The organism is Streptomyces sp. NPDC001732 (assembly GCF_053596315.1).
On the sequence record NZ_JBSFFY010000011.1, the window covers coordinates 150,755 to 167,167 of the forward strand.

General features: G+C 69.5%; 16 protein-coding genes. 6 read left to right on the forward strand and 10 right to left on the reverse strand.

Annotated features, from left to right (window positions below; genetic code table 11):
* Positions 1-681 (reverse strand): potassium channel family protein, encoded by a 681-nt coding sequence (locus ACWCXX_RS14745; RefSeq protein ID WP_451127051.1) that lies wholly within the window; start codon positions 679-681, stop codon positions 1-3.
* Complete coding sequence (locus ACWCXX_RS14750; protein ID WP_124721011.1) at positions 681-1,349, reverse strand: potassium channel family protein; 669 nt, start codon at positions 1,347-1,349, stop codon at positions 681-683. Before ACWCXX_RS14750 ends, ACWCXX_RS14745 begins: the two co-directional genes overlap by 1 nt.
* A gap of 399 nt (positions 1,350-1,748) precedes the next feature.
* Here ACWCXX_RS14750 and ACWCXX_RS14755 point away from each other — a divergent pair, with 399 nt between their 5' ends.
* The 4 genes from ACWCXX_RS14755 to ACWCXX_RS14770 all read left to right on the forward strand — a co-directional run bounded on the left by ACWCXX_RS14755 (position 1,749) and on the right by ACWCXX_RS14770 (position 7,319).
* The gene (locus ACWCXX_RS14755) at positions 1,749-2,441 is read left to right on the forward strand and encodes a GntR family transcriptional regulator (protein ID WP_451127053.1); all 693 of its coding nucleotides are present in this window, start codon (positions 1,749-1,751) and stop codon (positions 2,439-2,441) included.
* 195 nt (positions 2,442-2,636) lie between these two features.
* Positions 2,637-3,698: a 1-aminocyclopropane-1-carboxylate deaminase gene (locus tag ACWCXX_RS14760; protein WP_451127055.1), complete on the forward strand. Its 1,062-nt coding sequence runs from the start codon at positions 2,637-2,639 to the stop codon at positions 3,696-3,698.
* 113 nt (positions 3,699-3,811) lie between these two features.
* Positions 3,812-5,860 (forward strand): APC family permease, encoded by a 2,049-nt coding sequence (locus tag ACWCXX_RS14765; RefSeq protein ID WP_451127057.1) that lies wholly within the window; start codon positions 3,812-3,814, stop codon positions 5,858-5,860.
* Positions 5,861-5,990: 130 nt separating this feature from the next.
* Complete coding sequence (locus ACWCXX_RS14770) at positions 5,991-7,319, forward strand: class I SAM-dependent RNA methyltransferase (RefSeq protein WP_451127059.1); 1,329 nt, start codon at positions 5,991-5,993, stop codon at positions 7,317-7,319.
* A 264-nt stretch (positions 7,320-7,583) separates the two neighbouring features.
* On the opposite strand, the gene ACWCXX_RS14775 is transcribed toward ACWCXX_RS14770, so the two are convergent.
* Entirely contained in the window at positions 7,584-8,084 is a 501-nt protein-coding gene (locus tag ACWCXX_RS14775) for a very short patch repair endonuclease (protein WP_262375927.1), read from the reverse strand.
* 443 nt (positions 8,085-8,527) lie between these two features.
* Between ACWCXX_RS14775 and ACWCXX_RS14780 the strand changes: the two genes are divergently transcribed.
* Positions 8,528-9,217 (forward strand): hypothetical protein, encoded by a 690-nt coding sequence (locus tag ACWCXX_RS14780; RefSeq protein WP_376040143.1) that lies wholly within the window; start codon positions 8,528-8,530, stop codon positions 9,215-9,217.
* Here ACWCXX_RS14780 and ACWCXX_RS14785 read toward each other — a convergent pair.
* A complete protein-coding gene (locus ACWCXX_RS14785; RefSeq protein WP_121827697.1) occupies positions 9,204-10,331 on the reverse strand; it encodes a three-Cys-motif partner protein TcmP in 1,128 nt (375 codons plus the stop codon). The genes ACWCXX_RS14780 and ACWCXX_RS14785 overlap by 14 nt on opposite strands.
* Positions 10,332-10,435: 104 nt before the next feature.
* Positions 10,436-11,191, reverse strand: a complete 756-nt coding sequence (locus ACWCXX_RS14790) for a DUF5131 family protein (protein WP_451127062.1) — start codon at positions 11,189-11,191, stop codon at positions 10,436-10,438.
* Between the two features lie 265 nt (positions 11,192-11,456).
* On the opposite strand from ACWCXX_RS14790, the gene ACWCXX_RS14795 reads away from it, so the two are divergent.
* The gene (locus ACWCXX_RS14795; RefSeq protein WP_148839906.1) at positions 11,457-12,119 is read left to right on the forward strand and encodes an HAD-IA family hydrolase; all 663 of its coding nucleotides are present in this window, start codon (positions 11,457-11,459) and stop codon (positions 12,117-12,119) included.
* 110 nt (positions 12,120-12,229) lie between these two features.
* Here ACWCXX_RS14795 and ACWCXX_RS14800 read toward each other — a convergent pair whose 3' ends face one another.
* From ACWCXX_RS14800 to ACWCXX_RS14820, 5 genes are read right to left on the reverse strand one after another with little or no spacing between them, the layout of a single operon-like run.
* Positions 12,230-12,778 carry a histidine phosphatase family protein gene (locus tag ACWCXX_RS14800; RefSeq protein WP_451127064.1) on the reverse strand — a complete coding sequence of 183 codons (549 nt, stop codon included), beginning with the start codon at positions 12,776-12,778 and terminating at the stop codon, positions 12,230-12,232.
* A complete protein-coding gene (locus ACWCXX_RS14805; protein ID WP_451127066.1) occupies positions 12,771-13,532 on the reverse strand; it encodes an SDR family NAD(P)-dependent oxidoreductase in 762 nt (253 codons plus the stop codon). The genes ACWCXX_RS14800 and ACWCXX_RS14805 overlap by 8 nt, the downstream gene beginning before the upstream one ends.
* Complete coding sequence (locus tag ACWCXX_RS14810; RefSeq protein ID WP_451127068.1) at positions 13,517-14,653, reverse strand: hypothetical protein; 1,137 nt, start codon at positions 14,651-14,653, stop codon at positions 13,517-13,519. The genes ACWCXX_RS14805 and ACWCXX_RS14810 overlap by 16 nt, the downstream gene beginning before the upstream one ends.
* Positions 14,650-15,807 carry a glycosyltransferase family 9 protein gene (locus tag ACWCXX_RS14815; RefSeq protein WP_376040155.1) on the reverse strand — a complete coding sequence of 386 codons (1,158 nt, stop codon included), beginning with the start codon at positions 15,805-15,807 and terminating at the stop codon, positions 14,650-14,652. Before ACWCXX_RS14815 ends, ACWCXX_RS14810 begins: the two co-directional genes overlap by 4 nt.
* Positions 15,804-16,379 (reverse strand): phosphoribosyltransferase family protein, encoded by a 576-nt coding sequence (locus tag ACWCXX_RS14820; protein ID WP_376040158.1) that lies wholly within the window; start codon positions 16,377-16,379, stop codon positions 15,804-15,806. The genes ACWCXX_RS14815 and ACWCXX_RS14820 overlap by 4 nt, the downstream gene beginning before the upstream one ends.
* Positions 16,380-16,413: the final 34 nt, after the last annotated feature.

A 16,413-nucleotide genomic window follows, 5' to 3' on the forward strand; every position in this document is an offset into this window, starting at 1 on the left:
TCAGTCGTTCGAGTCGTCGCCCCGGCGCACCGACAGCAGGTCCTCCAACTGCTCCTCGCGCGCCTGCGCGGCCACGAACAGCAGCTCGTCACCGGCCTCCAGGGTCTCCTCGGGGCTCGGCGTCAACACGCGCTGCCCGCGGATGATGGTGACCAGCGAGGTGTCCTCGGGCCAGGCCACATGACCGACCTGGGTGCCTGCCAGCGCCGACTCCGGCGGCAGCGTCAGCTCGACCAGGTTGGCGTCGCCGTGGCTGAAGCGCAGCAGCCGGACCAGATCGCCGACGCTCACCGCCTCCTCGACCAGCGCCGACATCAGGCGCGGCGTGGAGACCGCCACATCGACGCCCCAGGCCTCGTTGAACAGCCATTCGTTCTTCGGGTTGTTGACCCGGGCGACCACCCTCGGCACGCCGTACTCGGTCTTGGCGAGCAGCGAGACGACCAGGTTCACCTTGTCGTCGCCGGTCGCGGCGATCACGACGTTGCAGCGCTGCAGCGCCGCCTCGTCGAGCGAGGTGATCTCGCAGGCGTCGGCCAGCAGCCATTCGGCCATCGGCACCCGCTCCACCGAGATGGCGGTCGGCGCCTTGTCGACGAGCAGCACCTCGTGCCCGTTCTCCAGCAGCTCGCCCGCGATGGAACGACCCACCGCGCCGGCCCCGGCAATCGCGACACGCATCAGTGACCGCCCTCCTCAGGACCCTCGGCGAAGGCCGCCTCGACCTTCGCGATCTCGTCCGTACGCATCATCACGTGGACCAGGTCGCCCTCCTGCAGCACCGTCTGCGAGGTGGGCAGAATGGCCTCGCCCAGCCGGGTGAGGAACGCCACGCGGACGCCCGTCTCCTCCTGCAGCGTGCTGATCTTGTGGCCGATCCAGGACGGTGTGGTGTGCACCTCGGCGAGTTGTACGCCGCCGCTCGGATCCCGCCACAGCGGCTCGGCGCCCGACGGCAGCAGCCTGCGCAGCATCTGGTCGGCGGTCCAGCGCACGGTGGCGACCGTGGGGATGCCCAGCCGCTGGTAGACCTCGGCGCGCCGGGGGTCGTAGATCCGCGCCGCGACGTTCTCGATGCCGAACATCTCGCGGGCCACCCGGGCGGCGATGATGTTCGAGTTGTCGCCGCTGCTCACCGCGGCGAACGCTCCGGCCTCCTCGATACCCGCCTCGCGGAGGGTGTCCTGGTCGAAGCCGACACCCGTGACGCGTCGTCCGCCGAACCCGGACCCGAGGCGACGGAACGCCGTGGGGTCCTGATCGACCACGGCGACCGTGTGCCCCTGCTGCTCCAGGGTCTGCGCGAGAGCGGCTCCCACTCGCCCGCAGCCCATGATGACGATGTGCACCTTGCGCCTACCTCGCAGTCCTGATCGTCCGGCCGACCTGCGAAAACACCCTGCTCACACTTCTTTCTCAGCTTGCCGGGCAAACAACGGGGCAACGGTCTGTCCCGTTGCCCAGGATGAGCTTATGCGGCCCGGAGTGCGAGGCCTCATCCGAGTGCGCCTTCGCCGCGCGGCGGGCCCCCGGGCGCGACGGGCCTCCGCACATGCCGGACTTCCGTGCGCGGCGGGCCTCCGCACATGCCGGACTTCCGTGCGCGGCGGGCCTCCGCACATGCCGGACCTCCGTACGCGACGGACCCCTTGCGCGCTCCTGGAACGTGACGAACCCCTGCACACGACGGGCCCCGGCGTGCGACGAGCCCTTGGCGCGGCAAGTACAGACATCTAACATGTCAGTTCATGGAGACTCTGCGACCCGTCCGGCGGACCCTGCTGCGGGACACCGCGTACGAGGCGATCCGCGACGCCATCGTCCGCGGCGACATCCCGCCCGGCGCCCCCGTCCGAGACGCGGACCTCGCCGAACGTCTCGGCCTCTCCAGGGCCCCGGTCCGCGAGGCGCTGTCCCGGCTCTCCAACGAGGGCCTCGTCGAGTCCAAGCCGCAGAGCTACACCCGGGTGACCCGGCTGGTGCCGCGCGACGTCCGGGACGCTGCGGCGGTCGTACGGGCCATGCAGGAACTGGCCGCCGGGACCGCCGTGCCCCGCCTCACGGACGCGGACGTCACCGCGATGCGCGAGGCCAACGACCGCTTCCGGGACGCGACCCGGCGCGGCGACGTCGCGGAAGCGCTGCGCGCCGACGACCGGCTCCATGACGTCCTGGTCGCCGCCTGCGGCAACCGCGCCGTGGCCGCCACCGTCGAGCGGTACACCCCCTTGATCCGGCGCCTGGAGTGGCGGCAGTTCGGCACGGCGAGCGCGGCACACGGCTCGGCCGAACTGCACGACCGGCTGATCGAGGCGTGCGCGGGACGGGACGCCGAAGCCGCGGCCCGGATCACGGCCGAGATCTGGCAGGCACTGGAAGAACTCGCCGACGAACCGGGTGAACCAGGTGAACCCGGCGGACCCGGCGAGCCGCCCGAGTAGCCCGACCGCCCCGGACGGTCGGCCCCGGACAGCCGTGCCCACGGCTGCGACCGGGCACATCCCGCCGACCACGACCGGCCGCCACGACAACACACCGCCCGCACCCCCGTCCCCACACCCCCATATCCCCGCATCCCCGTCCCCCTGTCCCCGCATCCCCGTCCCCCTGTCCCCGCATCCGACCAAGGGAGCCCCGTGAACGCCGCATCGCCCACCCCCGCCCCCGCATCCCCGTCCCTCTCCTCGTACGACCGTTACCCCCTGCTCTTCGGTCCCTCGCCGGTGCACCGCCTCGACCGGCTCACCGAGCACCTCGGTGGCGCCGCGGTCTGGGCCAAGCGGGAGGACTGCAACTCCGGCATCGCCTACGGCGGCAACAAGACCCGCAAGCTCGAATACCTCGTCGCCGACGCCCTGGCGAAGGGCTGCGACACCCTCGTCTCCATCGGCGGCATCCAGTCCAACCACACGCGCCAGGTCGCGGCGGTGGCCGCCCGTGCCGGTCTCAAGTGCGTACTGATCCAGGAGAGCTGGGTCGAGTGGCCCGACGCCGTCTACGACAAGGTCGGCAACATCCTCATCAGCCGTCTCGCCGGTGCCGACGTCCGTCTGGTGCGCGCCGGGTTCGGCATCGGCGTCAAGGAGAGCTGGGAGCAGGCCCTGCGCGAGGTCGAGGAGAGCGGCGCCCGGCCGTACGCCATCCCCGCGGGTGCGTCCGACCACCCCCTGGGCGGGCTGGGCTTCGCCAACTGGGCGTACGAGGTCGCCGAGCAGGAACGCGCGCTCGGCGTGTTCTTCGACACGGTGGTGGTCTGCTCGGTGACCGGCTCCACCCAGGCCGGCATGGTCGCGGGCTTCGCCGCGATCGAGGAGGCGGGCGGCCGCCCCCGGCGCGTCCTGGGCATCGACGCCTCCGCCGAACCCGCCCGCACCCGCGAACAGATCGCCCGGATCGCGGCCGGCACCGCGCGGCTCATCGGGGTGCGCCGGGAACTCACCGTCGACGACGTCGAGCTGGACGAGCGCTACCACGCGGGCACGTACGGCATCCCCGACGACACGACCCTGGACGCCATGCGGCTCGCCGCCCGTACCGAGGGAATGATCACCGACCCCGTGTACGAGGGAAAGTCGATGGCGGGAACGATCGACCTCGTCGCGCGCGGCGAGATCGCCCGCGATTCCACCGTCCTTTACGCACATCTCGGTGGTCAGCCCGCATTGAATGGATACAGCGCCCTTTTCGCGGACGCCTAGTGCAAGGATTTCGTTAAGGATTTCGTGGCAGCTTCCGCCGAGCGCAGGAGATTGCGAGGCCACGCGCCCGGCGGGGCCCGCGAGGCCCGTACGAAACGCTTACGATCCTCAGCGTGTCCAAACTGACCGACGTGCCCAAACGGATCCTGATCGGGCGCGCACTGCGCAGTGACCGGCTCGGAGAAACGCTCCTGCCGAAGCGCATCGCCCTCCCCGTCTTCGCCTCCGACGCCTTGTCCTCCGTTGCCTACGCGCCTGGCGAGGTTCTGCTCGTCCTGTCCGTCGCGGGCATGTCGGCGTACCACTTCAGCCCGTGGATCGCCCTGGCGGTCGTGGTGGTGATGTTCACCGTGGTGGCGTCGTACCGGCAGAACGTGCACGCGTACCCCAGCGGTGGTGGCGACTACGAGGTCGCCACCACCAACCTCGGCCCCAAGGCCGGCCTGACGGTCGCCAGCGCGCTGCTCGTGGACTACGTCCTCACCGTCGCCGTCTCCATCACCTCCGGCATCGAGAACCTGGGCTCGGCGATCCCGTTCGTGGTCGAGCACAAGGTGCTGTGCGCCGTCGCGGTGATCCTGCTGCTGACGTTGATGAACCTGCGCGGCGTCAAGGAGTCCGGGTCACTCTTCGCGATTCCGACGTACGTGTTCGTCGTGGGCGTCTTCATCATGATCGCGTGGGGTGCCTTCCGCGGTCTCGTGCTCGGCGACACCATGCTCGCGCCCACCGCCGGCTTCCACATCAAGGCGGAGCAGGAGGGCCTCGCGGGCTTCGCCCTGGTCTTCCTGCTGCTGCGGGCCTTCTCCTCCGGCTGTGCCGCGCTCACCGGCGTCGAGGCGGTCTCCAACGGCGTCCCGGCCTTCCGTAAGCCCAAGTCCAAGAACGCGGCGACGACGCTGACGATGATGGGTGCGCTCGCCATCACCATGCTCGTCGGCATCATCGCCCTCGCCCTGGCCACCAAGGTCCGGATGGCCGAGAACCCGGCGCACAACCTGCTGAAGGACGGTGTGCCGGTCGGCTCCGGCTATGTGCAGAACCCGGTGATCACGCAGGTCGCCGAGGCCGTCTTCGGCAACGGCAGCTTCTTCTTCATCCTGCTCGCCGCGGCCACCGCCCTGGTGCTGTTCCTCGCGGCGAACACGGCGTACAACGGCTTCCCGGTGCTCGGCTCGATCCTCGCCCAGGACCGCTACCTGCCGCGCCAGCTGCACACCCGCGGCGACCGCCTCGCCTTCTCCAACGGCATCGTGCTGCTCGCCGGCGCGGCCGCCATGCTCGTCGTCGTCTACGGCGCCGACTCGACCCGGCTGATCCAGCTCTACATCGTCGGTGTGTTCGTGTCCTTCACGCTCAGCCAGACCGGCATGGTCCGCCACTGGAACCGCCACCTGGCCACCGAGAAGGACGCCGAGAAGCGTCGCCACATGATCCGCTCCCGCGCGATCAACGCCTTCGGCGCCTTCCTGACCGGCCTCGTCCTCGTGGTCGTCATGGTCACCAAGTTCACCCACGGCGCCTGGGTCGCACTGCTCGGCATGGTGATCTTCTACGGGACGATGACCGCGATCCGCAGGCACTACGACCGGGTCGCCGAGGAGATCGCCGCCGACGAGACCCCGTCCGACGAGACGATCCGGCCCTCCAGGGTCCACTCGATCGTCCTGGTCTCCAAGCTCCACCGGCCCACGCTGCGCGCCCTCGCCTACGCCAAGCTGATCCGCTCCGACCGGCTGGAGGCGCTCTCCATCAGCGTCGACCCGGCCGAGACCAAGGTGCTCAAGGACGACTGGGAGCGGCGTGGCATCGACATCCCGCTGAAGATCCTCGATTCCCCGTACCGCGAGGTGACCCGACCGGTCATCGACTACGTGAAGGGCCTGCGCCGGGAGAGCCCGCGCGATGTCGTGAGCGTGTACATCCCCGAGTACGTGGTCGGCCACTGGTACGAGCACCTCCTGCACAACCAGAGCGCCCTGCGCCTCAAGGGACGGCTGCTGTTCACCCCGGGCGTGATGGTGACCTCCGTGCCGTACCAGCTGGAGTCCTCCGAGGCCGCCAAGAAGCGCGCCAGGAAGCGCGCCGAGTGGAACGCGCCGGGTTCGGTGCGCCGCGGTCCCGTGGAGCGCAGGCCCAAGGAACCCAGCGGCAAGAGCTGACCGCCCCTTCCCGCTTCCGCTCGTGGTAAACGGCCGGACGACACCCACGTAGAATCGTAGGTTGTTGTCCGGCCGTTTCCCCTGCCGTTTCGCCCTGCCGTTTCCCCTTGAGCTCTGGAGCCACCCCCTCATGCAGAACGAACCCACGTCGTCGCTGGTCGGGGAGGAGTACGAGGTCGAGGTCGGGCCCGTCGCACACGGCGGGCACTGCATCGCCCGTACCTCCGAGGGCCGGGTCCTGTTCGTACGGCACACGCTCCCCGGCGAGAAGGTCGTCGCCAGGGTCACCGAGGGCGGGAGCGACTCCCGCTTCCTGCGCGCCGACGCGGTCCGGATCATCGAGGCGTCCAAGGACCGGGTCGAGGCACCCTGCCCGTACGCGGGTCCCGGCAAGTGCGGCGGCTGCGACTGGCAGCACGCCAAGCCGGGCGCCCAGCGCCGCCTCAAGGGCGAAGTCGTCGCCGAACAGCTCCAGCGCCTAGCCGGCCTCACCCCCGAGGAGGCGGGCTGGGACGGCACCGTCATGCCGGCCGAGGGCGACAAACTTCCGGCGGGCGAGGTACCGGCCTGGCGCACCCGCGTCCAGTACGCCGTCGACGAGGACGGCAGGGCCGGTCTGCGCAAGCACCGCTCCCACGACGTGGAGCCCGTCGACCGCTGCCTGATCGCGGCCCCCGGCGTCACGGAACTCGGCATCGAGAAGCGGGACTGGCCCGGCATGGCCTCGGTGGAGGCCATCGCCGCCACCGGCTCCCACGACCGCCAGGTCATCCTCACCCCGCGCCCGGGCGCCCGGCTCCCGCTCGTCGAGCTGGACAAGCCGGTCTCCGTGATGCGCGTCGACGAGCGCGACGGCGGCGTCCACCGGGTGCACGGCCGCGCCTTCGTCCGCGAACGCGCCGACGACCGCACCTACCGCGTCGGCTCCGGCGGCTTCTGGCAGGTCCACCCGCAGGCCGCCAACACCCTCGTCCGCGCCGTCATGCAGGGCCTCCTGCCCCGCAAGAACGACACCGCCCTCGACCTCTACTGCGGCGTCGGCCTGTTCGCCGGTGCCATCGGCCAGCGCATCGGTGAGAAGGGCGCGGTCCTCGGTATCGAGTCCGGCAAACGCGCCGTCGAGGACGCCCGCCACAACCTGAAGGACCTGGACCGGGTCCGCATCGAACACGGCAAGGTCGAACAGGTCCTCCCGCGCACCGGCATCACCGAATGCGACCTGATCGTCCTCGACCCGCCCCGCGCGGGCGCCGGCAAGGCAACGGTCAAGCACCTGGCCTCGCTGGGAGCACGCCGCATCGCCTACGTCGCCTGCGACCCGGCAGCCCTGGCCCGCGACCTGGCGTACTTCCGCGAGGGCGGATACCGGGTGCGGACGCTGCGGGCGTTCGACCTGTTCCCGATGACGCATCACGTGGAGTGCGTCGCGATTCTGGAGCCGGTGAAGAAGGACGGCTGACCTGCTGTTTTGCGGGTGGGCTGTATGCGCGGTGTGGGCGTTACGGGCGATAGCTTGACGCTGAGATGACGCTCGTGACGCTCATTTGACGCTCGTTCTGATGGGGCGTCAGGTCAGGGCTGGGTCGCCGAGGTCGCTCCCCTCCCTGTCCTGCTGACTACGCAAGGCGTCTTCTGCCTCCGCTGGGTGGCGCTGGGCGTCGTGGCGGCTTCCCTACGGCTGAGAGTTCCGTCCCGCGTGTGTGTGGACGCCGCACGCGCTCCTCTACGAGCCCTCGGTCGCCCGTTCCGGCGCGGGCGTCCAGGTGCTGATGGCCAGGGCGCGAGGATGCCCCCGGGTGGCGAGCGCCGCCGCCACCCGCTCGACCGCGCCGTCGACGGTCTCGTGTTCCCAGATGCGGAGGGGCAGCCAACCGATCAGCGTGAGGTGGGCATCGGTCTCCTCGTCGCGGCGGGCGTTGCCCCGAAGCTTCTGCCGCCACCACTCCGCGTTGTGCCGGGGCGCGTGCAGGTGGCTTGGGCAGGCGTGCCAGAAGCAGCCCTGTACGAACACGGCGGTGCGCCACTTCGTGAACGTGACGTCGGCGCGGCGACGCGGCATGCCGACGATCGGCAGGTCCACGCGGTAGCGGAAGCCCAATGAGTGCAGAGCCCGGCGAAGCGCAAGCTCCGGAGCCGTGTCCCGGCTTCGCTGAGCGACCATGACCCTCCGCGCGTTGGCATCGCGCGGCGCCGGGGTCCCCCTGCGGCGTTCCTGAATTCTCACGTCTGATCAACCATCGAGGTGTCTCGCCGTTACGGGCGTCGTACCGGTGATCCGCCCGGGCCGTTCACGACCGCTGCTCATGCTGCGACCGAACTCGGCATCGCCTTCCTTCCCGGTCTCACCGAGGGGTTGTAGGGCAGCGGTCGGACGTGACTGTGCGACGGGGAGGAGCAACGCGCCCTGCAACGGCAATGCCGACCGCGTCCGGGGGAGCCGTGCAGAGTACGACGGAGTCATCACGAGCGGCGGGTCGGTGAGCATGACGATCACCAGCGACGCCGAGCGTGGAGAGCGAGGACACAACGGCCAAAATACGCCGGACGGCCGCCCTGTCGGTACGGTCACCGCGTTCTACCGGGGCCAGACTCTCTGCCCTGGCTGGGGCAACCAGCTCCGATCCACACGATCACCCACGCCGCCTGTTCGGGAAGGGATATGAGGCCATGGAACGGGAGGCGACGGAGATCCTGCTGGCGTTGCGTCGGCTCGTCGCCGCGCCGGTCCCGGGTGCGTCCTGGCGGCTGCGCGCCTTCCTGCCGGCCTCGGGGCTCATCCGCGTCCGACTGGAAGATGACGTGTCCAGGGCCGTGCTGATCGAATTGCCCCACCGCCCTGGGGTCGCGCCTACATCGCTCGGCTTCTGGTGGTACGTGGGAGCACTGCGCGGCGCGGCCCGCTGGGTGGCCGACAACACGGAGGCGGGCGCCCTCGATCTCGGCACGTTCCCAGCGGCCGGTGTCCTGCCCGACGTGGTGGAGGTCACGGCGGACGACGGTCTGGACTATGTGGTGGCCGACCTCGTCGGCGACCCGTACGGGCACGCCCCAGCAGCCGCGGTCGCCCCGGACCTCTACCGCCTCGTCGGCTTCGACACGCGTCATCACGGGGTGGTGCGCCTCTACTGCGCGCTGCCCGAGCGGGGGTTCATCGGAATCGACGTCGGTACGACGGACCCCGAGTCAGGAACGTTCCGACCCGTGGGCTGGTGGGCCTCCACCAAGCTCATCGCGCTCCTCACCCGGAGGCGTCCGAAAGCCTTGATGCCCTCCGCGCTCCTGAGGCCGAAGGCCCCCACTGCAATGCTGTGTACGAGGCGACCTCGTGGTCCTGACACACGGCTCAGAAGAGGGTGAGGTGGTCCGCCTGGTTGGAAGGCTGAGGCGGCGCCACGTAGGGAACGACGACCGTTTCGGCTGTCACCCGGCGCGGAGTCGTGGTGACGGCTTTGGCATCACGCATGTCAGTGATCAGCTTGGTCACCTGGCTGGGCTTGTAGACGGTCTCCAGGAGGGTGAACGTCTTGAGTTCCGCCACGGTGAGGCCCTTGGGTGCCGCCGCGATGTGCTCCAGCAGGATCCGGCGAAGAGGACCTGTGTGGGGTTCGAGTTCGAGGGCAAGCTGCTGCTGCTCGGTGTCCTTGGGGTCGCGATAGCGGACCCCGTGGTCACGGTCGACGCTCCACATGGCCTCCTTCATCTTCTCCAGGCCGCGCTCATGGCGGGTTCCGAAGATCAAGTAGAGGACGTGGTTTCCCTCGTCGACCATCTCGAAGAAGAGCGTGTGGGTGAAGCCGGCTCGACGAAGGCTTTCCCGGTACTGGTCGCGGAGGAAAGTGAACTTTTCGTTCGACGGTTGATCGAACACGGCGTGCCACTCGGTGCCTCCGAAGGCAGCGTCCCCTGCCCTCCTGTGGTTCTCGTTGGCCTTGGCGAACCGGGTGAGGAAGGCCGGTTGGAAGGTGACCATCACTTCCGTGCTGCGGTGCTTCCCGAGTTCCTGCAGCAGACTGAACGGGATGTCAGGGCCGCCGTAGCTGTCGAGGAGGACGAAGAGCGGCTTGCCCAGGCAGCCCTGGAGGCGAAGTTGTTCGAGCAGTGTGGGGTGGCACTCGCCGCAGTGCGTGTTCACATGGAGGCGTCGGCTGATGTCGTCCGAGTGGGGTCCGCGGGCCTTGTCGAGTTGATTCCGCAGCTCGGATTCCCGCCGCTCGTCACCCTCGACCAGCACCATGCGGATGCGTCCGGAGCGGTGTTGTAGCGCCTTGGCGAAGGCTTCGAGCGCAACCACAGGTGAGCCTGGCTCGCCCTGCGAGTACACGCCGGGGCCGGAAAAGCCCTCTGCGTAGGTAATGGTGGCATGGCGCGACAAGAGAATGGGAGCCCAGGGCTCGAGGTACTTCCTCAGCAGGTTGTGCTTCGCTGCCGTATGCGGGTCTCTGTCCCACAGGACGGTCCTGGGTACCGCCATACCGTGCTCCCCCCACCCCTGGTGATTACAGACTTGGGGCAGAGGATCACACGGTGTGTCCGCCAGCGTCAGTAACTCGGTCGGGATTGGCCAATATTCGGCTGTCAGGAAGCCAGGACCGGAACCCGTTCCGGCATCTCGCTCCAGATCTGGCCTTCGAGTTCGCGGCCGCCGGCCTTGGGAGTGCGCCCGCCCCACTGCTTGAAGAAGAAGGGCACCCCGGCTGCACTGCACAGGTCACGGATGTCGATCAGCCACTCCTCCTCGACCGGCCGATGACCTGGTCCGGACTCTCCTCCGGCGATCACCCATCCGATGCCATCGAGATTCAATCCGTTGAGCGGCCCCAGAAGAGGCTCGCACGACAGAAACCGAACGGCCGCCGGGACTGTCCGCAAATTGTCTACTCGATCGAGTTGATCCCTGTTCTCGACGGACACGCCCATCCACAGGTTGGGGGGCCAGTCCAGACGATCTGCGATCCGACGCAGGCGGAGGCTCCGCTTGGTCAACAGTTGGTAGGTGTGCTGGGGGGTCGAGGCGATCACCTCGAAGACCTGCCGCACGAAGTCAAGCGGCACCCGGGCATGGAAGAGGTCGCTCATCGAGTTCACGAAGACCATGCGCGGCGCCTTCCACTGCAGGGGAACATTGAGGGCGTCCGGGTGGATGGTGAGCCCGAAACCTGGTCCGGATGTTCGGGGGTCGCCATCGTTCTGGTACTTCGAGGCGCCCATCAGTTTCAACCGACGGGAGAGCGTCAGCGCATAGCAGTTGTCGCACCCGGGCGTGACACGGTCGCATCCAGTTGTCGGATTCCAGGTGGCCTCGGTCCACTCAATGGCACTTCGGTCACTCATGCCTGCCCTCCCTGGGTGAAGCGGCGAGCAGCACCTCACGTGCGCAACGTGCGCTTCGATGACTTGCACAACGAGTGGCGCGCCGAACTGGCACGCGACGGGCCCATCATTCACGGACCGCGGGCGCCCCGCATAGTGGTTCACCTCGATAGCTGGCCGAAAACTCCTTGGTGCAGGGAGAGTTGCGGCTAGCGCGGGGAGTCCTTTGCCTCAGGCGCAGGAGGTCTCCGCCCCCGCTACCCGTTGCGAAAGGAGCGGTTACTCCATGTTGCACAGCACCGGCGTCCCGCACGCGTATGAGCACCGCGGTTTGATCCTCGACTTTGCTGGGGTGCTCACCGCCAGCCCCACGGAGGTCCACCGGGCATGGTGCGTGTCTGAGGGGCTGAAGCCAGGAGCATGGCGTACCACCCTCAACGATCACCCCGAAGGTCGGCGCCTTTACACGGCGCTGGAGATTGGGGATATGAGGCAAGCCGAGTGGAACGAGAAGACGGCTGCCCTGCTGGGCCAGCACGTCGATCCGGCGAACCTGATGGGGCGGGCCTGGGCCGAGGTGCCTCCTGCACGGCGGATGATGGCTCTGGCGCGTGCCGCGCGGGCTGCTGGTCACCGACTGGCGTTGCTCTCGAACAGCTTCGGTCTCGACCCGTTCGACCCCTACGAGCACATCGGGATCTGGGACTTGTTCGACGTGCACGTCGTCTCAGAGTTGGAGGGACTGGCGAAGCCGGATCCGGCGATCTACCGCTTGACCCTGGAACGGATGGGGTTGCCCGCAGAGCAGTGCGTGTTCGCGGACGACCATGAGGCGAACCTTTCGCCCGCCGCCGAACTGGGCATTGCCACCGTCCACGTAACCGATGAGGACACCGCTGTCGCTGCGCTGGAGGCTCTCCTCGGTGTCACGGCGGTTCTCACCCCGTGAGCCCTGTAGAAGCTTGAACGCAGGCTGTCTGCCTCAGCAGTCACCGAGGCTTGGACCGGGGTTTGATCATGCGGATGTTCTGGAGCACGCCGACGGCGCTTGCTCGCGGATCAGAGTAGTCGGCGTTCGGCGAACTGCCATGGGCTTCTTGCGGCGGTGATGAAGGCGGCGGGGCCTTCTGAGAGGTGGGTGAGGAGGCCGAGGAGGAGGGTGTGGGAGACGGCCAGGAGGGGGCCATGGCGTTGGGCGGTGTAGTGGAGGAAGGTGGCGCAGTGGCGGGCTCGGGTGTGAAGGTCGGTGAGGCTTTCACCGTCTTCGCAGCGTAGGGAGGGGTTAGCGAGGCGCCGGGCTCGCCAGGCGCGGTAGGCCGGTGGGTAGGTCTCGGCGGTGCGGCCGAGGACGATGCTCGGTGCTCGCCATTCGGCGAGGAGGCCGGAGACGGCGACGATCGGCAGGCCCGTGAGGTGCGAGACGAGGGTGGCGGTCTGGCGGGCGCGGGGGATCGGGCTGGTGACGATGGCGGTGATGCCTTCGGGGAGGGGGAGGGAGCGGCGTACCTGGTCGCGGCCCTCTTGTGTGAGGGCGGCTTCGTGTGGGGCGTGGTGGCCGGGGCGGTGGCCTTCGTAGGCGCCGTGGCGCATGAGCCAGATGTCAGCCAAGGAGCCAGCCTCCGTCGACGCGCAGGGTCTGGCCGGTGATGAAGCCGACGTCGTCGGTGGCGAGGAAGGCAACGGCTGCGGCGACGTCGTCCGGGCGGCCCCGACGCTGGACGCACTGGCGGGCGAGCTGCCGGATGGTCATAGCTTCCGGGTCGTCGACGACGGTGCTCTCGGCGGGGACGTGGATGGAGCCGGGGGCGACGCAGTTGGCGGTGATGCCAGCGGGGCCGAGCTCGCGGGCCAGGGCGCGGGTGAGTCCTTCGAGGCCGGCCTTGGCGCTGATGTAGCCGGCGAGGTCATGGCGGCCCGCGGTAGCAAGGACAGAACCGATGGTGATGATCCGGCCCCAGCCGGCGGCCGTCATGGCGGGGGTGAGCTCGTGGGCGAGGAGGTAGTGGCTGGTCAGGTTGGTGGCCAGGGCGTCGTCCCAGTGGGTCGGCGTCGTCTCCGGCCACGGGCGGCGGGGGTAGGCGCCGGCGTTGCTGACCAGGATGTCGACCGGGCCGAGTGCGTCGTGGGCTTGGTGGCAGAGGGCGCGTACGGCCTCGTCCTCGCGGAGGTCGGCTCCCAGGGGGACGGCGATGCCTCCGCTGTCGGTGATGTGGGCGGTGAGTTCGGCTGCGGCCTGGTCGTCGTTGAGGTGGGCGAGGGCGATGGTGGCACCGTCGGCGGCGAGGCGGCGGGCGATGGCCGAGCCGAGGCCGCCGGTGGCTCCGGTGACCAGGGCGGTGCGGCTGTTCAGGGGGCCGGGCATGGCGACTCCAGCGGGCAGAAGTAGGTGGTCGGGTCGAAGGCGGGGCTCATGGCCTCGGCGAGCCGGGCGAGGAGGATGAGCCGGTCCTCGGGGGCCAGGTCGGCCAGGTTGTAGACGCCGAGGATGCGCATGGCCAGGTACGGGCGGAGCAGGTTCGCCAGATCCGCGCCGGGCCAGAGGCGGTCGGCGACCGGCCGCACGAGCTGGTTCCAGTACGCGGTCACGGCGGCTCGCCGGGGAGTCGAGACGCGCGGGGTGTAGTCGATGTGGATGGTGCTGGTGATCTGGTCGATCGCCACTCGTCGGATCTCGGGGATGTTGGCCGGGACATGGGCGAAGGTGGCGGGATGGTCGGCGAAGGCGGTCGGGTTGTACGTGGGCACGAGCCAGCCGCCGAGGGCGGAGGCGTACCAGAGGAAGTTGGCGAACTCGCCGGAGATGCTGTTTATCCCGGCGGTGTCGTAGTCGAACCAGGCGAGTGGGTGGGCGAGGTTGACGTCGGTGGGGTCGCCCTGGGTGAGGGCCGCCCAGACCGATTCGGCCTTGGCGAAATGGGCGCGGAGCCACCGGAGGGTGGCCGCCCAGTCCAGGTGGTGCTGGCGGCCGTTGATGCTCAGGGTGTACGTGTCGAGGCGGGAGACCGGGACGTCAATGAGTCCGTCGGCGATCAGGAAGTCCTTGCCGGCGTAGTACGTGTCGAGCCGGCCGCCGGGTGCCGCGCGGTCCCAGTACAGCTTGCGGACGATGTGCGCCGGTTCGGCTGGCGATGCCGTCGCGAGGATGGCCTCGCGGTACGCGGCCGTGAGCCGGTCCATGTAGGTGTGGAGGTCACTGCTCGGTTCGTCCGCGTTGAGGAGGTCGAGCAGGAGTCCCTGGTCGGTGCCGCTGGGGAGGCGTTCGTACGCGAGGAGGTGCCCGCCCGGTACGCGCAAGTGGGTGTGGAGAGCAGGGACGCGATAGTGCCGGGCCAGGCGGGTATGGCCGCGGATCTCCTCGCGGGCCTCGGCCGGGTCCCGGGTGTACTTCAGGAGCAGTGGGCGGCCGAGGAGGTCGACGGGGCAGAGCAGGTTGCGGGTGAAGCGCCGTACCGGACCGAGCCGGAGGAGAGGCTGGATGGTCATGGCTTCACCCCTTCGAGGAGTTCCAGGCCGACCTGGGCCAGTGCGGTGGGTGGGAAGGCGTCCATGTGCACGTCGGTGTCCGGGGCGATGGCGTCGCGGACGGGGCAGAGGTCGCCCTGGTGCATGCGGTTGGACAGGTCGGTGGCGACGGCGTGGTGGTGCGGCAGGCCGGTGCGCCACTTGCTGTGGCTGTGGCGCGCGTACAGGCCGATGACCGGCGGGCTGCCCCCGCTCCGGCCGCACGCCATCGCGGCGAGGTGGGTGAGGCCGGTGTCGTTGCCGACGATCAGGTGGCAGTGCGGGAAGAGGTCGGCGAGGTGGTCGGCCAGCATTCCATCGAGGCGGAGCACTTGTACGTGACGCCTGGGGGCCTCTGCGGTGATGCGGAGGCCGTCGCCCGGGTTGCCGCCGATGAGCAGCAGCCGGGCCTGGGCCTGGTGGGCCTCGGCGATGTGCTCGGCCAGGGTGATGTAGCGCTGGGCGGTGTAGTCCTTGCGCTCCGGCCAGCTGGTGGCGGTGATGGCGGCGATGTTCAGGTCGCCCAGCCAGCCCACCGAGCGTAGTTCTTCCACAAGGTTGTTCGGCCCGGTCGCGAGGGTGGGAGCGAAGGCGGCCGTGGCAGGCAGGCGGATGCCGAGGCGGCGCTCCAGCGCCAGATAGTGGCGGGAGGGCAGGTCCGGGTGGGCGTGGCCGTCGGTCGACCAGCAGGGAGGGGCGGCCGGATCGAGCACCAGGCTCACCGCCGCCGTCGAGCCCTGTGCCTCGATGCCCGTGCGGTCGCCGATCACGGCCCGCCAGCCGTTGGGTGGGTTGGCCTGGGGCTGCGGGATCAGCCCGGTGCGGGCGATCAGCCCTGCGTACGTACCCACCGCCCGGACAGTCACGCGAACCGACCGCAGCCGCAGCCAGTCGAGGACCGCGCGGACTCCCGACAGCGCGAGGAGGGTGTCCCCGAGCTTCCCCTCGAAAGCCACCACGACCTCGCCACACCCGCTCAGGCGGTGGACGAGCTCGGTGGAGGCGGAGAGCGGGAGCGGTGCGCCGATGGGAATGCCGTCCCGGTCGTACCCGAGTGGGGTGGTGTGGACTGCCTCGGCAGGGACGACCAGGGAACCGGGGTGGAACCGGATCCCCGCCGGGGCAACCGCGGTCATGCCGGACCCTCGATCGTGGTGAGCGAGACCAGCGGCAGACCGAGGTCGGTGAGCAGGTCGCGGGCTCCGCGGGTGGTGTCCTCCACCAGGCAGGCCACCGCCAGCGGGACGGCGCCGGCCTCGCGGAGGCGGCGGGTGAGGTCGGCCAGGGTCCGGCCGGTGGTGATCTCGTCGTCCACGATGACGATCCGCTGGCCAGGGGCGATGCCGTACGCGAAGACGTCGGTGCGCATCGCGTGGGGCTCGCTGAAGCGGACCGCGCCGTCGAGGGGGAGATGGAGCTTCCAGGCGATCTTGTACGGGAGGTGGGCGGCGCCGGCGAGAGAGACGGTCGGCAGGATGCCGCCGGCGTCCAGGCCGAGGAGGAAGTCCACGGAGTCCAGTCCCTCCGGCACCTGCTTCTGGAGCAGACGCCACAGGTCGGCCCCGGTGTGGGCCAGGGTGTCAGGGTGGACCGGGTCCTCCAGGCCGTCGAGGGAGTGGATGACGCGCTCGCGGCGGCTCGTGGCTCCGACGCTGAGACGTTCGACGATCCGGGCGGAGAAGAACGGCACGGCGATGGTTTCGGGCATGGCGAAGCTCCTGTCGGATGAAGAAGGGGAGAGG

Excerpts from the sequence above, each read along its gene's own strand:
- ACWCXX_RS14745 (WP_451127051.1), bottom strand. The coding sequence starts at position 681 with ATGCGTGTCGCGATTGCCGGGGCCGGCGCGGTGGGTCGTTCCATCGCG.
- ACWCXX_RS14755 (WP_451127053.1), top strand. The coding sequence starts at position 1,749 with ATGGAGACTCTGCGACCCGTCCGGCGGACCCTGCTGCGGGACACCGCG.
- ACWCXX_RS14770 (WP_451127059.1), top strand. The coding sequence starts at position 5,991 with ATGCAGAACGAACCCACGTCGTCGCTGGTCGGGGAGGAGTACGAGGTC.
- ACWCXX_RS14780 (WP_376040143.1), top strand. The coding sequence starts at position 8,528 with ATGGAACGGGAGGCGACGGAGATCCTGCTGGCGTTGCGTCGGCTCGTC.
- ACWCXX_RS14785 (WP_121827697.1), bottom strand. The coding sequence starts at position 10,331 with ATGGCGGTACCCAGGACCGTCCTGTGGGACAGAGACCCGCATACGGCA.
- ACWCXX_RS14790 (WP_451127062.1), bottom strand. The coding sequence starts at position 11,191 with ATGAGTGACCGAAGTGCCATTGAGTGGACCGAGGCCACCTGGAATCCG.
- ACWCXX_RS14795 (WP_148839906.1), top strand. The coding sequence starts at position 11,457 with ATGTTGCACAGCACCGGCGTCCCGCACGCGTATGAGCACCGCGGTTTG.
- ACWCXX_RS14805 (WP_451127066.1), bottom strand. The coding sequence starts at position 13,532 with ATGCCCGGCCCCCTGAACAGCCGCACCGCCCTGGTCACCGGAGCCACC.
- ACWCXX_RS14810 (WP_451127068.1), bottom strand. The coding sequence starts at position 14,653 with ATGACCATCCAGCCTCTCCTCCGGCTCGGTCCGGTACGGCGCTTCACC.
- ACWCXX_RS14815 (WP_376040155.1), bottom strand. The coding sequence starts at position 15,807 with ATGACCGCGGTTGCCCCGGCGGGGATCCGGTTCCACCCCGGTTCCCTG.
- ACWCXX_RS14820 (WP_376040158.1), bottom strand. The coding sequence starts at position 16,379 with ATGCCCGAAACCATCGCCGTGCCGTTCTTCTCCGCCCGGATCGTCGAA.